This window comes from Saccharibacillus brassicae (assembly GCF_006542275.1).
Classification (GTDB): Bacteria; Bacillota; Bacilli; order Paenibacillales; family Paenibacillaceae; genus Saccharibacillus; species Saccharibacillus brassicae.
Window position 1 is genome coordinate 1,725,062 of sequence record NZ_CP041217.1, and the last position, 15,044, is coordinate 1,740,105.

The following is a 15,044-nucleotide window of genomic DNA, read 5'->3' on the forward strand; positions in this document are numbered from 1 at the left end:
TTACATCACCTCCATCAGGTACACGATCGAGAGCAGGAAGATCCAGACCGCGTCCAAGAAGTGCCAGTACAAGCTGAATACTGTAACTTTGCCTTTGGTATCGTCGGTCAGACCGCGGCGAACGATCTGAATCATGATCGAGATCATCCAGCCGATACCGACGGTAACGTGCACCCCGTGCGTGCCGACGAGCGTGAAGAATGCCGACCAGTACGCGCTCGTTTGCAGCGTCGCGCCTTCGTGGATCAGGTGCAGGAACTCGTTGATTTCCAGGTAGAGGAACCCTGCGCCGAGCAATCCGGTAATCACGAGCCAGATCAGCATCTGCTTGATCTTGTGCTGGTGCATGGCCAGAACGGCCACGCCGCTCGTGAAGCTGCTTGTGAGGAGCAGGAACGTCGAGATGATGATCCCGTTGATCTCCAGCAGTTCCGCGCCGGTCGGACCGCCGTCCGTACCGCCGCGAAGAACGATGAATGTCGCAAACAGCGTTGCGAACAAGATAACGTCGGTTACGAGGAAGATCCAGAAACCGAGCAGTTTGATATCCTGCGGATCATGATGACCCGCAGCGTGATGGTGATGATCCGTGCCGTGTGCCGGAGACTGTGCCATTATACCGCGCCCCCTCTTAACTTCGCTTCGGTTCTTTCAATCTCATCAACCGGAATGTAGTATTCCGCTTTGTGTGCGCTGAAGGAACGAGCATACATGCAAATGAATACGCCGAGCAGGCCAGGAATGGCCATCCACAGCCAGTGGAAGACGAGACCGAATCCGAGCACGAACCAGAATGCGCCCATGATCGGCCCGATCGCCGAGTTTTTCGGCATATGGATCGGTTCGATCGGTCCGAGATCCCAAGGCTTCTCGCCTCTGGCGCGGCGTTCTTTCTCTTCCCACCACTCGTCGCGGCTGTGAACCTGCGGAATGACCGCGAAGTTGTATTCCGGCGCCGGGGAAGGAATCGAGAACTCAAGCGTACGAGCATCCCAGATATCGCCCGTCGTATCTTTTTCGTGACGGAAGATGCTGTAGCCGATCTGTGCAACCTGGAACAGGAATGCGATACCCATCAGGTAAGCGCCCATCGTCGAGAGGACGTTGAGGCCCTGCCAATCCGGGTCTTTGAATACGCTGATCCGCCGAGTCATGCCGTCGAGGCCGACGAGGTACTGCGGCATAAAGCAGACGTAGAAACCGATGTTCCAGAACCAGAATGCCCATTTGCCGAGGTATTCGTTCAGCTTGAAGCCGAACATCTTCGGCCACCAGTAGTACAGGCCCGCGAAGTAACCGAATACGACGCCGCCGATCAGCACTTGGTGGAAGTGGGCGATCAGGAAGTAACTGTTGTGGAACTGGAAGTCGGCCGGTGCGACCGAGAGCATGACCCCCGTCATCCCGCCGACGACAAACGCCGGTATGAACGCGATCGTCCACATCATCGGGGTCGGGAAGGTGATCCTGCCCTTGTACATCGTAAACAGCCAGTTGAAGATCTTGACCCCGGTCGGGATCGCGATGATCATCGTCGTGACCGCGAAGAACGCGTTGACGTTAGCGCCGGAGCCCATTGTGAAGAAGTGGTGAGCCCAGGTGAAGAACGAAATGATACTGATGATAACCATGGCGAATACCATCGACGCGTAGCCGAACAGCCGTTTTCTCGCGAAGGTCGCAACCGTCTCCGAGAATACGCCGAAGGCCGGCAGAACGACGATATACACTTCCGGGTGACCCCACATCCAGATGAGGTTGATATACATCATCGGGTTGCCCCCGCCGTCGAGCGTGAAGAAATGGGCGCCGAAGAAGCGGTCCATGAACAACAGCAGCAGCGTGATCGTCAGGATCGGGAAAGCGAAGATGATCGTCGTCGAAGCGGCGAATACCGACCAGGTGAACATCGGCATTTTCATCATCGTCATGCCCGGAGCGCGCATTTTGAGAATCGTAACGATAAAGTTGATACCGGACGCGAGCGAGCCGATACCGGAGATCTGTATCCCCCAGATGTAGAAGTTCTGTCCGACGCCCGGGTTGAACTGTGAACCGGAAAGCGGCGGATAGGCGAGCCAGCCGGCGTCAGGCGAACCGCCGATGACGAACGACAGGTTGAACAGCATTGCGCCGGCGAAGAACAGCCAGAAGCTCAGCGAGTTCAGGAAAGGGAAAGCGACGTCGCGCGCGCCGATTTGCAGCGGCACGACGATATTAAACAGACCGAACATCAGCGGCATGGCCATGAAGAAGATCATGACGACGCCGTGCGTCGTAAAGATTTGGTTATAGTGGTCGGCTTCCAGGAAGTTCAATTCCGGAAAAGCCAACTGAGTCCGCATCATGACGGCATCGACGCCGCCGCGGAACAGCATCACGATCGCGGCCAGGATATACATAATCCCGATCTTTTTGTGATCGACGGTCGTGAGCCATTCTTTCCAGAGCCAGCCCCATTTTTTGAAGTAGGTCAGTACGAATACGATCCCGAGCGTCGCCAACACGATGGATGCGTCCGCGCCGTAGATGAGCGGATCGCCCGTTACAAAAAACTCGGATGCGAACTCTTTGATTTTCTCGAGCATTAGGGAGCTCCTTTCGTTGCAGTAAATGTTCAGATCACCCTATCCGGCCAAGACCGAATGTCAGTGACCGCTGTGCGAGGAAGAACCGTGTTCTTCCGAGTCCGCAGTCGAAGCCGTGCCGTCCGCTTTGTCGGCCGACGCGCTTCCGTGCTGGTGAAGTTCCGCGCCTTCGTGCATGTACTTGGTCACGATGCTTTCGTAAATGCCTTCCGGGAACGAAGAGTACAGCGTCGGTTCTTCGCTTTCGGTCGGCTTGGACATTTCTTCGTACGACTCGGCGGTGATTTTGTTCGGCGAGCTTTTCGCCTCTTCGATAAACTTCTCGTAGTCCGCTTCGCTTGTCGCGTTAACGTCGAACGTCATGTTCTCGAAGTGTTCGCCGGTGAAGTTGGCCGCCGTGCCGAAATATTTGCCGGGTTCGTCGGCCTGCAGATGCAGCGCCATCGACATGCCGGACATGGCATAAATCTGTCCGCCCAGTTCCGGAATCCAGAACGAGTTCATCGGCGAATCCGCCGTCAACTCGAAGCGTACCGGATGACCTTCGGGAATCGTAATCGTGTTGACGGTCGCGATGCCTTCTTCCGGATAGAAGAACAACCATTTCCAGTTCAGCGATACGACCTGGATCGTGACTTCGTCTTTCTCGGACGCCAAAGCTTTGGACGGTTCGAGTTCGTGCGTGTAACGCACGGTAACGATAGCGAGGACGATAACGATGACAATCGGAATTCCCCACCAGATCGTCTCCAGCAGGTTACTGTGTGCCCATTCCGGCTTATAATCGGCCTTCTTGTTGCTGGCCCGGTAGCGCCAAACAATGATGAACGTAATGATAAGCACCGGCACGATAATGATCGCGCACAGGATCACGGTGATAATCATCAGGTCCAACTGCTTCGCGGCGATCGGTCCCTTCGGATCGAGGACCATATAGTCCGCGCATCCCGAGAGCAGCAGCATCGTCATGACGAGCATGACAGCCGAGAAAGCTGCGCGAACGAGCGATCTTCGTTTTTTGCCCATGTGGATCCCCTCTCTTTGTTGAACGCTCAGTAAATTCGACAAGCATTTCACACATTAAAACGCAACTTTGATTCTACACTTAAAGATACCAGAAATGAACAGCTTTTTCGAAAAGTTTTGACTTTGTTAACAAAGATGTCAAACTATCCTCCGGAATTAGTGATGTTAGGCCTTGAAAAGCACTTACCCGAAGGCTAAGTGTCTTTTCATGCCTAGTGCCTAACGCGCCTTTCGCCTTGAAAAGCACTTACCCGAAGGCTAAGTGCTTTTCATGCCCAGTGCCTAACGCGCCTTTAGCCTTGAAACGCACTTGATCTTAATCTCGGATCTTAATCATGAGATCTTAATCCCGGATCTTGATCTTAGTCTTGCCCTCAGATCTTCCCCTCAAATCTTTTCCCCATTAACAATCCCCGGCGCGAAAAAACCCCTGTCGCTTTCCTTCCATCACCGCCTATTGTTCCGCCCCCACCTCACTTTATTTCAAATTTTAAATTTTCTCTTCCTTATAATAGGCCGATATATAGCCTTTAACGTCTTCCGGTCCGATCCTAAACACCTTTCCTTCCGGTTTCCTCCTTCTACGGGGCTTCTTTCTATTATCGGCCTTTATTCGGCGCGTTCAAGGGTTATCCGGCGCTCTCTTCGACACTTTTGTGACATTTCTCATAGCCTCTGTCCTATCCGGATTTCTGCGGCCGAAACGCGTAGAAACCGCGCGAATTCGCCTTTTTCCGACACATCGAACCCATCCTGCGCGCTCCACTTGTTCGTACTATGCTCCTCATCCCTGCTCTACCCTGCTCTCGCTACAACCCGCAACGAATCCTCCTATCGCTATTTGCCCGTTTTCGGCTTTTTCCGCCCTCCAACGAATCCTGTTATCCTTATCTGCCGCAATCCGCCCGATTAGGGCCGATTTCGAGCATATAGCGTGATGACGATTCGTTAAAACGCCAAAAAGCGAATCCGGGCGCAAATAGCGTGCTGACGATTCGTTAGCCTGACCGTGACCCGCCTCGAGGCTGCCGCCACCAGCACCACCAGCATCGCCAGCACCACCAACATCTCCCGCAGCCTCAGTATCGCCACCGGCATCGCCACCGCCACCGCTATCGCCAGCACCATCACCAGCCTCACCATCGCCCGGCCCGACTCCCCCATTTTCCCCGCACGCCAAAAAGACGCGGAGATCCGCGTCTTCGGGCCGTGCGCTTTTTCGAAACAGGGAAGCCTCGGGGCGACTGCGCCCTAGTCTTTGCGGGTCTCCATCCAGTTGTTCTTCACCAGGTTCTGGTACCAGTAGAAGCTTTCTTTCGGCGTGCGCTTCAGGGAACGGTAGTCCACGTGCACGAGACCGAACCGCATCCGGTAGCCTTCGGCCCACTCGAAGTTGTCCATGAGCGACCAGGCCATGTAGCCTTTGAGGTTGATACCGTCGGCGATGACGCGGTGCACCTGCGCGATATGCTGCTGCAGGTACGAGATGCGGCGCGTATCGTTGACTTTGCCGTTGACGATGTCGTCGTTGATGCAGGCGCCGTTTTCGGTAATGTAGATGTCGATGTTGCCGTATTTTTGCAGGTAATGGATGACGTCATAGAGGCCTCTCGATTCGACCGGCCAGCCGATATCGGTCTTGGTCAGTCCCATGTCGACTTCTTCCATCTGCAAATAGCCGCCGTCCGGGTTGAACCGGTTGACGCTCATCGCGTAATAGTTGATGCCGATATGGTCGATCGGCTGCGCGATCGCTTCCATGTCGCCTTCGTGGATCGGCGGCACGTGGCCGGACTGCTCGAACCAGTCGTACAGCGGCTTCGGATAGCTGCCTTTGTAGATCGGGTCGAGGAACCAGTCGGAGAAGACCTGGATATTGCGGTCCGCGGCGCCTTGATCGGCTTCGGTCTTGGAATACGGCACGGCCCAGGCTACGTTCGGCGCGATGCCGATCTTGCCGTCGACGCCGAGTTCGCGGAACTTGGACACGGATTTGCCGTGGGCGACGAGCAGGTTGTGCGCCACGTCGAGGCCGGCCTGCAGATCCTGCTTGCCCGGCGCGTGGACGCCGATCACGTTCGACAGGAAGGCGATGCACCACGGCTCGTTGAACGTCAGCCAGTATCTGATCTTGCCGTTGAACTCGCGGTACATCACTTCGGAGAACTTGACGAAAGCGTCGATGCTGCGGCGGTTTTCCCAGCCGCCCACATCCTGCAGCGTCTGCGGCAGATCCCAGTGGTACAGCGTGCAGAACGGCTCGATGCCGGCTTCCAGCAGCTTGTCGACGAAGCGGTGGTAGTAATCCAGTCCTTCCTGGTTGATCTCGCCGTCGCCGTCCGGAATGATGCGCGACCAGGAGATGGAGAAGCGGTACGTGTTGATGCCGAGTTCTCTCATGAGCTCGACGTCTTCTTCGTAGCGGTGGTAGCTGTCGCACGCGACGTCGCCGTTATCGCCGTTGTAGACCCGGCCCGGGGTGCGGGCGAACGTATCCCAGATCGACGGGCCGCGGCCGCCTTCCTGCGCGGCTCCTTCGATTTGGTAGGCGGCCGTAGCCGTGCCCCATTTGAAATCTTTCGGGAATTGGAAAATAGTCATGTGTCGTTCCTCCATAAATTGAGTGTGGGCGGATCTGTTCAGGCAGGCCCGCATTGCAGGGCGAATCGAAAAGCATCAGGGCGCCGGCCGCTCGGCAGGCAGCGGCCGGCAGGACCGTATCGCCTACTCGAAGGCGATACGGCGGGTCTCGCCGGCGGCGAACACGAATTCGCCGGCAAAAGCTCCGGCTTCGCCCGCGGCAGCCGGCGAAGAGCCTTCAAAAGCACGGTCGGCGCGCAGCCGGACCGTGGCGGAACGGTCGGCCGCGATCTCGGCCGACCGGAGCTTGCCGCCGCGCCAGTCCAGCGCGACGGTGAAGCCCCCGCGCGCGCGCAGCCCGCGAACAGAGCCGTCCGCCCACGCTTCCGGCAGCGCCGGCAGTAGGTGCAGCTCGCCGAGATGGCTCTGCAGCAGCAGCTCCGCGATGCCGGCCGTTCCGCCGAAGTTGCCGTCGATCTGGAACGGCGGGTGGTCGTCGAACAGGTTCGGGTGCGTAGAGCGCGCCAGCAGCGTGTGTACGAAGCGATAAGCGCTGTCCCCGTCCAGCAGGCGGGCGTACAAATTGATCAGCCACGCGCAGCTCCAGCCCGTGTGGCCGCCTCCGCTTGCGATGCGGGCTTCAAGCGAAGCCCGCGCGGCCGCCAGCAGTTCCGGCGACTCTTCCCGGTTGATGGAACGGCCCGGGTACACGCCGTACAGATGCGAGACGTGGCGGTGGCCCGGCTCGTGCTCCTCCAGTTCGGTGCCCCATTCCAGCAGGCGTCCGTCGGAGCCGACCTGCAGCGGCTGCAGGCGTTCCAGCGCCGCGGCGAATTCCGCCGTCCCGGAAAGATCGAGCCCCAGAATCGAAGCCGATTCCGATGCCTGCTCCAGCACGTCGCGAATAAGCGTCAGGTCCATCGCCGAACCGAAAGCGGTACTGCAAGGCTCGCCGTCCGCCGTCATGAACTTGTTCTCCGGCGAAGTCGACGGAGCCGTCGTCAGACGGCCGTCCGGCCCGTCCACGAGCCAGTCGACGGCGAACAGCGCCGCTTCGCGCAGGATGGGATACGCGGTTGTCCGCAGGAACTGCTCGTCGCCCGTGAACAGATAATGTTCCCACAGATGCGACGTCAGCCACAGGCCGCCCATCGGCCAGAATGCCCAGCTGGCTTCTCCGCCCGAAGGCGTCGTCATGCGCCACAGATCCACGTTGTGATGCGCCGCCCAGCCGCGCGCCCCGTAATGGATCTTCGCCGTGCGGCGCCCGGACTGCGCCAGCTCCCCGATCATGCGCAGCATCGGTTCGTGGCATTCGCCGAGGTTGACCGACTCGACCGGCCAATAGTTCATCTGCACGTTGATGTTCGACGTGTAGTTGCTGTTCCACGGCGGCTCGATCTGATGGTTCCAGATGCCCTGCAGGTTGGCCGGCTGCGTCCCGGGACGCGAGCTGCCCATCAGCAGATAGCGGCCGTAATGGAAGTACAGCGCTTCGAGCGCCGGATCGGCCGCTCCCTGCTTGTACGCGTCCAGCCGCTCGTCCGTCGGCAGCTGCGCGCGCTCCGCGCCGCCCAGATCCAGCTCCACGCGGCCGAACAGCGCCGCATGGTCGCGGACATGCCGCTCGCGCAGCGCCGACGAGCCGAGCGCCGAAGCCGCCGTGAGCCATGCTTCGCACAGGCGATCCGGCCGGCGGCCGCCGCTCTCCGGCAGCTTGTCGTACGCTTCGAAGTTCGTCGCCGCCGCAAGCAGCAGCACGGCCCGGTCGGCGCCGCGGATCTCGATCCGCCCTGCGGCGGCGCGCACCGTTCCGCCTTCGACCTCGCTTTTGAGCTGCGCTTCGAAGCGCATGCCCAGCCCTTCCTCGAACAGGACGCCCTGCGGATGGTCGCGGAAATAATTCGATTCCACATGGCTCGGCGCCATGCCTTTGATCGACAGCCGTCCATCCGTGAACGCAGCCGTCTCGTAAGGCAGCAGGCTCTCCAGCGACACGTCCGCGTCGATCGCTCCCGGACGGTCGGCGCTCAGCACGACGACCAGCACCTGATCGGGTTCGCTGATCCACACTTCGCGCGTATGGCGGACGCCGTCCGCCGAGAACACGGTCGCCAGAACGCCCGTGGACAGGTCCAGTTCGCGTTCGTAGCCCGAAGCTTCGCCGCCGCCGATCCGGTCGATGTAGAGGTCTCCGAGCGGCTGGTACGCTTCCGTATTCCAGCCCAGCATCCGCTGGTTGATCTGCTGCTCGGCTTCGGCGTATCGGCCGGCGAAGATCGCTTCCCTGGCCGGCTTCAGATAACGCTGCGCGTCGTAGTTGACTTTGTCCCGCGGAAAGCCCGACCACAGCGTATCTTCGTTCAGCTGCAATCGCTCCCGGCGGTCGCCGCCGAACACCATGGCGCCCAGGCGTCCGTTGCCTGCGGGCAGCGCTTCTTCCCAGCGCTGCGCCGGCTGTTTATACCATAATTTGAACGTTCGGTTGTGCTCCATTGCGTCTTACCCCCGTCTCCGGAAAACGTTTTAGGTACATCGCGGAATTGGCCCGCTGAAAATGCTTACACATACGTATTCAGTATAATTCAGCCGCCAAACAGCGTCAATTCCTTCATGCAAATTTGACCCTGTCCGGTCCTGTGTCCCGCTCTGCCGCGGCGGCTTGTACGAACCTTTTCTTTCGCGCAAAAACAGCCTTCATCCGCGGGGGATGAAGGCTGTTTGCCGCTGCGTGCAGAATCCGGGTACGGAATTATTTGGCCGACCAGGCTTCTACCGTATCTTTGATCAGTTGGGTATACGTCGCTTCCATTTCCGGAATGCCCGAACCTTCGAGATCGTTCAGCATTTGATCGTAGATGGCATCGAACTCTTCCGGTGTCGCCACGATCGCGGCCGGAATCGCTTTACGGACGATATCCTGCGATTTTTGGAAAGCAACCGTGTAGTCCGAACCGCTCGGAGCCGGCAGGTTGTACGCGGCGCCCCATGCTTTGACCGGGAAGGCGTCTTTGTCCGGGAACAGGTCTTTCCAAGTTGTCGCGTCATATGCAGCCAACGCTTTTTTCATCGGCTCGCTGTAGTTCGCCGTAATTTGTTCCGGGTAGTTCGTCGTGTAGTAGTTGTCGCTTGGATCTTTGACGCCGTCGCCGTAACGGACGGACAGCGGGTTGTACAGACCAATGCCGGATTCTTTGCTGAACGCGGCGTTGTCGTTGGTCTTGCGGTCCTGCACGTCGGCCGGAATCACTCTCTTGCCGTCTTCGACGTTGTAATGCGTACCTTCGATACCCCAGTTGTTGAGGACTTGGGCTTCGTCGGAAGCCATCCAGTCGATGAACTGGATCGCGCGAATCTGGTTCTCTTCGCTGAGAGCGGTCGTCAGGCCGACGCCGTAACCGGAGCCGTTGCCGATATCCACGAAGGAGTGGTCTTCGTATTCTTCAGTCAGCGTAACCGGGAAGTGACCGTACGTACGCTCGTGTTTGCCTGCGCCTTTGAGTGCGTTTTCGGCTTCCTGGTAGTTCCAGTTCTGGTCGATCAGGCCGAGTACGCGGCCGCTTGCGATCTTCGCTTTGTACTGGTCGTCTTTTTGCGTGAACGATTCTTTGTCCAGCAGGCCGGTGTTGTACATATGGTTCAACCAGCGGAAATATTCTTTCTCCTCCGGACGTTTGTAGTGCAGTTTCGCTTCGTACGTCTCCGGGTCGACATAGTATTCGCCGTCATCCGGACCGCCGGTCGCGTATACGGCCGGGTTCGTCACGGTAATCATGATCTTCCAGTCGTCCGCGTTCAGCGTCAGCGGAATGGTCGGCTGTCCGTCGATCGTCGGGTTCTTCGCGTAGTAATCTTTGAGCGCTTTCTCGAAGTCTTCGACCGTACGGATCTCCGGATAGCCGAGTTCTTCCAGCACGGCGAGCTGTACTTCGAATCCGCCGCCGGCGTCGAAGTACGATTGGTCGACCATCGCGTTCGTCGGGATCGTGTAGATGGACGGATCTTCCTTGCTGAATTTCAGACGGTTCATGTAAGGTCCGTAGATTTTCTTGATGTTCGGGGCGTACTTGTCGATCAGGTCGGTCAAGTCCACCATAGCGCCCGCGTCAACCAATTTGCTTGTTTCGCCTTTGGGGAAGATGATCTCCGGGTAATCGCCCGAAGCGATCATGAGGGCAATCTTCTGCTGGTCGGTACCGCTGACCGCGAACTCCGCATTCAGCGTCACGCCGGTCTTCTCGGTAATGACTTTGCCTACCGCGTCCTGCATGCCGGTCCAGTTCGGGCTGGCGTCGCCGCCGAAGAACGTGAATTCGATCGGTTCCGTGCTCGGTGCTGCCGTCTCGGTTGTGCCTCCGGTATCCGTTGTCTTGGCCGGGTCGGTACTGGCTGTCGTACCGCCGCCACCGCCACCGCATCCTGCTGCCACAACCAGCGTGCTCGTCATGAGCAAAGCCGCCATTTTCTTTGTTTTCCCCTTCATAAATCTACATCCCCCTTAGGACGGATTTTATAGTCGTACAACGGGCGCTGACCCGGTTATACCGATGCTGAACTTCTGTCGATCCTGCCAAAAAGAGATTACATTTCCCGACTTTGATTGTCATATAAAGCGTTTACATTATTAATGAATAATTAAGCTTTATCCGGCCGGTTTCCAAACTGTTTCGAAGCAGGAAAGTCTCTGGGATAAAGCCGTTTCGAGCGAAGCTTGAATAATTGCTTCATTTAATAATGTAAGTGCTTACAGTAAGAATATAACGCTCCGAAAACGTTTTGTCAATAACCAATCGCTTAAATCGACACGAATTTTTTTCAACGTTTTCGGTCTTTCGCAGACGGCTGGTTTCAAGCAAAAAACCTTGTCCGAATGGACAAGGTTTTTCGTCTGAAAAGGCTTATGTTATTGGGCGGCCGTGTCGCTGTTCCACAGTTCGACCGTATCTTTGATCAGCTGCGTGTAGAGAGCTTCCATCTCCGGAATGCCCGAACCTTCAAGATCGTTCAGCATTTGATCGTAAATGGCATCGAACTTCTCCGGCGTCGCCACGATCGCGGCCGGAATCGCTTTGCGGACGATGTCCTGCGATTTTTGGAACGGTACGGTGAAGTCTGGCGTGCTAGGCGAAGGCAGGTTGTATGCGGCGCCCCACTTTTTCACCGGGAATTCGTCTTTGGCCGGGAACAGGTCTTTCCACGTCGTCGCGTCGTACGCGGCCAACGCTTTTTTCATCGGCTCGCTGTAGTTCGCCGTGATCTGTTCCGGGTAGTTCGTCGTGTAGTAGTTGTCGCTCGGATCTTTGACGCCGTCGCCGTAACGGACAGACAGCGGAGCATAGAGACCGACGCCGGATTCTTTTTGGAAAGCGGCATTGTCGTTCGTCTTGCGCTCCTGCACGTCGGCCGGAATGACTCTTTTGCCGTCTTCGACGTTGTAATGCGTGCCTTCGATCCCCCAGTTGTTGAGGACCTGCGCTTCGTCGGAAGCCATGAAGTCCAGGAATTGGATCGCCCGAACCTGCTGATCTTCGCTCAGCGCCGTCGTCAGACCGACGCCGTACCCGGAGCCGTTACCGATATCGGTGAAGGAAGGATCTTTGTACTCTTCCGTCAGCGTAACCGGGAAGTGACCGTATGTGCGCTCGTGTTTGCCCGCGCTCTTGAGCGCGTTTTCGGCTTCGCCGTAGCCCCAGCTTTGGTCAATCAGACCGAGCACGCGGCCGCTTGCGATCTTCGCTTTGTACTGGTCGTCTTTTTGCGTGAACGATTCTTTGTCCAGCAGGCCGGTGTTGTACATATGGTTCAACCAGCGGAAATATTCTTTCTCTTCCGGACGTTTGTAGTGCAGTTTCGCTTCGTACGTATCGGGATCGATGCTGAACTCGCCGTCATCGCCGCCGCCCGTCGTGAATACGGCCGGGTTCGTCACCGTAATCATGATCTTCCAGTCGTCCGCGTTCAGCGTCAGCGGAATGGTCGGCTGCCCGTCGATCGTCGGATTTTTCGCGTAATAATCTTTAAGCGCTTTCTCGAAGTCTTCGACTGTGCGAATCTCCGGATAGCCGAGTTCTTCCAGCACCGCCAGCTGCACTTCGAATCCGCCGCCGGCGTCGAACGCCGTGTTATCGACCATGCTGTTCGTCGGGATCGTGTAGATGGACGGATCTTCTTTGCTGAATTTCAGACGGTTCATGTACGGCCCGTAGATTTTCTTGATGTTCGGGGCGTGCTTGTCGATCAGATCGGTCAGATCGACCATCGCTCCCGCGCTGACCAGCTTGCTCGTCTCGCCCTTGGGGAAGATGATCTCCGGGTAATCGCCCGAAGCGATCATAAGCGCGATCTTCTGCTGGTCGGTACCGCTGACCGCGAACTCCGCATTCAGCGTCACGCCGGTTTTTTCCGTAATCGCTTTGCCTACCGCGTCCTGCATGCCGGTCCAGTTCGGACTGGCGTCGCCGCCGAAGAACGAGAATTCGATCGGCTCCGTGCTCGGCGCGCCCGTCTCGCTTGATGTTCCGGCTCCCGAAGACTTGTTGGCCGCGTCGCCGCCGCCGCATCCTGCCGCCACTACCAGCGTACTCGTCATAAGCAGAGCCGCCATTTTCTTTGTCTGTTTGCGCATGGATCTGCATCCCCCTTAGGATGTATTTTTGACAATTCCAACTTCGTTTTACTTATAAAGCGCTTGCACATCTAATAAAAATGCAGCTTCGTTTCCGCGCTTCGGCCTGCTTTTTATAAGCAGCAAGACCTTCTGCATAAAGCGTTTTCGGAACAGGCTGAAAATAAACCTTCATCTAATATTGTAAGTGCTTACAGTCCGAGTATAACGGACCGAAAACGTTTTGTCTATATAAATGTTCTTTTTTTACTCAAAAAGAAAAACTCTCCTTATAAGGAGAGTTTTTCTTATGAATGTTTGATATTCTAATGACTTATTTACCGTTGAACAGGTCAACCGTATCTTTGATTTGCTGCGTGAACGTTTTTTCCATTTCGAGGATCGAAGGGTCTTCCAGCTCTTTCAACATGCCGTCGTACACAGCGTCGAATTGGGCCGGCGTCGCCAGGATCGCTTCCGGAATACGCTTGCGCACGATATCCTGCGATTTTTGGAACGCTACCGAGTACGAAGAATCGTTAGGTGCCGGCAGGTTGTACGCCGCGCCCCAGTCGCTCGTGCCCAGTTCGTCCGCCTGCGGGAACAGGTCTTTCCAGGTCTTCGCGCCGTATTCTTTGAGCGCGTCTTTTTCAGGCTGCGTGTAAGCGGCTTGAATCTGTTCCGGGAAGTTCGTCGTGTAATAGTTGTCGGTCGTGTCTTTTACGCCGTCGCCGTAGTGCGGGGACATCGTCGTGTACATGCCGATACCCGTTTCTTTGGTGAACGCCGCGCTGTCTTTCGTTTTGCGGTCCTGCACTTCTTGCGGGATAACGCGTTTGCCGTTCTCGACGTTGTAATGCTTGCCTTCAACGCCCCACTGCACGAGCACTTGGCCTTCGTCGGAAGCGAGCCAGTCGAGGAACTTGATCGCGCGGATCTGTTCCGCTTCGTTCAGGTTGGTCGTCAGGCCGACGCCGTAGCCGCCCGGGAAGCCTACGTCGATAAACGAGTGGTCTTTGTACTCTTCGCTCAGCGTAACCGGGAAGTGGCCGAAGATGCGGTTTTGCGTCGTTGCGTCGCTCGAACCTTTAAGCGCGTTTTCCGCTTCCGAGTAGCCCCACTCCTGGTTGATCGTGCCGAGTACGCGTCCGCTGGAGATTTTCGCCAGGTATTGGTCGCTTTTTTGCGTGAACGTTTCTTTGTCCAGCAGGCCTTCGCTGTTCATTTTGTTCAACCAACGGAAGTATTCTTTCTCTTCCGGACGTTTGTAGTGCAGCATCGCTTCGTACGTCTCCGGATTGATGTAATACTCGCCGTTATCCGGCAGGCCCGTCGCCATGAAGGCCGGGTTGGTCACGCCGATCATGATGTTCCAGTCATCCGCGTTCAGCGACATCGGGATCGTCGGCTGGCCGTTGATGGTCGGGTTTTTGGCGTAATATTCCTTGATGGCGTTCTCGTAATCTTCGAGCGTCCGGATTTCCGGGTAGCCCAGTTCTTTCAGCACTTCAAGCTGCAGTTCGAAACCGCCGCCCGCGTCGAACGAAGTTTGTCCTACGCCGGTGTACGTCGGAATGATGTAGATCGAAGGATCTTCTTTGCTGTATTTCAGACGGTTCATGTCTTCGGAATACAGTTTTTTGATGTTCGGAGCGTATTGGTCGATCAAGTCCGTCAGGTCGACCAGCGCGCCGGCGTCCACCAGCTTGCTCGTATCGCCTTTTGGCATAATAAGGTCAGGGTATTCGCCCGAAGCGATCATCAGCGAGACTTTTTGCGTGTCGCCGCCGATTGCGAATTCGGCATCGAGCGTAACGCCCGTTTTTTCCGTAATGACTTTGCCGACTTCGTCCTGCATATTGACCCAGTTCGTATTCGTATCGGCGCCGAACAACGTGAAGTCGATCGGTCCGCTTTCCGTCTCTGCTGCTGCTTCGCTATCGCTTGCGCTGCCGCCTCCGCATGCCGTCAGACCGACGATCGATGCCAGTGCGACAGGGGCTACCCATTTCACTTTTTTGCTTACCACTTATAAAAACCTCCCTATTCAATTTCACCCTGAGAATTTAATCTCTTTATTTGTATGGAGCTCTTTGTCAAAATGTCCGAAAAACAGCTTCAGGCGAATTTCGCAAAGCGCCCTTTGTATATCGGGAGGCCGAAGCCTCCCATAGATACCTAAGGAATACTTGCTCGCAGCCGGTCCCGATCGGGAGCGATTGCGGTCTTGACGTTATCTGCTTGCC

At 56.7% G+C, this 15,044-nt stretch carries 9 protein-coding genes; all 9 read right to left on the bottom strand.

The genetic code is table 11. The features are described from left to right. Positions 1–615, bottom strand: coding sequence for a cytochrome (ubi)quinol oxidase subunit III (locus FFV09_RS07205; protein ID WP_141447221.1), 615 nt, complete (start codon positions 613–615; stop codon positions 1–3). Then, positions 615–2,588, bottom strand: a complete 1,974-nt coding sequence (locus FFV09_RS07210) for a cbb3-type cytochrome c oxidase subunit I (protein WP_141447222.1) — start codon at positions 2,586–2,588, stop codon at positions 615–617. Before FFV09_RS07210 ends, FFV09_RS07205 begins: the two co-directional genes overlap by 1 nt. A 60-nt stretch (positions 2,589–2,648) precedes the next feature. Then, complete coding sequence (cyoA, locus tag FFV09_RS07215; protein WP_141447223.1) at positions 2,649–3,614, bottom strand: ubiquinol oxidase subunit II; 966 nt, start codon at positions 3,612–3,614, stop codon at positions 2,649–2,651. 948 nt (positions 3,615–4,562) lie between these two features. Then, positions 4,563–4,757, bottom strand: a complete 195-nt coding sequence (locus FFV09_RS07220; RefSeq protein WP_141447224.1) for a hypothetical protein — start codon at positions 4,755–4,757, stop codon at positions 4,563–4,565. Positions 4,758–4,865: 108 nt separating this feature from the next. After that, positions 4,866–6,215, bottom strand: coding sequence for a GH1 family beta-glucosidase (locus FFV09_RS07225; RefSeq protein ID WP_141447225.1), 1,350 nt, complete (start codon positions 6,213–6,215; stop codon positions 4,866–4,868). 123 nt (positions 6,216–6,338) lie between these two features. Further along, the gene (locus tag FFV09_RS07230) at positions 6,339–8,690 is read right to left on the bottom strand and encodes a glycoside hydrolase family 95 protein (RefSeq protein WP_141447226.1); all 2,352 of its coding nucleotides are present in this window, start codon (positions 8,688–8,690) and stop codon (positions 6,339–6,341) included. A gap of 256 nt (positions 8,691–8,946) precedes the next feature. After that, the gene (locus tag FFV09_RS07235) at positions 8,947–10,677 is read right to left on the bottom strand and encodes an ABC transporter substrate-binding protein (protein ID WP_141447227.1); all 1,731 of its coding nucleotides are present in this window, start codon (positions 10,675–10,677) and stop codon (positions 8,947–8,949) included. Positions 10,678–11,097: 420 nt separating this feature from the next. Continuing rightward, a complete protein-coding gene (locus tag FFV09_RS07240; protein WP_141447228.1) occupies positions 11,098–12,819 on the bottom strand; it encodes an ABC transporter substrate-binding protein in 1,722 nt (573 codons plus the stop codon). A 313-nt stretch (positions 12,820–13,132) separates the two neighbouring features. Then, on the bottom strand, positions 13,133–14,827 hold the full coding sequence (locus FFV09_RS07245; protein ID WP_141447229.1) for an ABC transporter substrate-binding protein: 1,695 nt from the start codon (positions 14,825–14,827) through the stop codon (positions 13,133–13,135). Positions 14,828–15,044 lie beyond the last annotated feature (217 nt).

What these genes read in the sequence shown, in the direction of transcription:
- FFV09_RS07205 (WP_141447221.1), bottom strand. Translation starts at nt 615, where the DNA reads ATGGCACAGTCTCCGGCACACGGCACGGATCATCACCATCACGCTGCG.
- FFV09_RS07210 (WP_141447222.1), bottom strand. Translation starts at nt 2,588, where the DNA reads ATGCTCGAGAAAATCAAAGAGTTCGCATCCGAGTTTTTTGTAACGGGC.
- cyoA (WP_141447223.1), bottom strand. Translation starts at nt 3,614, where the DNA reads ATGGGCAAAAAACGAAGATCGCTCGTTCGCGCAGCTTTCTCGGCTGTC.
- FFV09_RS07220 (WP_141447224.1), bottom strand. Translation starts at nt 4,757, where the DNA reads ATGGTGAGGCTGGTGATGGTGCTGGCGATAGCGGTGGCGGTGGCGATG.
- FFV09_RS07225 (WP_141447225.1), bottom strand. Translation starts at nt 6,215, where the DNA reads ATGACTATTTTCCAATTCCCGAAAGATTTCAAATGGGGCACGGCTACG.
- FFV09_RS07230 (WP_141447226.1), bottom strand. Translation starts at nt 8,690, where the DNA reads ATGGAGCACAACCGAACGTTCAAATTATGGTATAAACAGCCGGCGCAG.
- FFV09_RS07235 (WP_141447227.1), bottom strand. Translation starts at nt 10,677, where the DNA reads ATGAAGGGGAAAACAAAGAAAATGGCGGCTTTGCTCATGACGAGCACG.
- FFV09_RS07240 (WP_141447228.1), bottom strand. Translation starts at nt 12,819, where the DNA reads ATGCGCAAACAGACAAAGAAAATGGCGGCTCTGCTTATGACGAGTACG.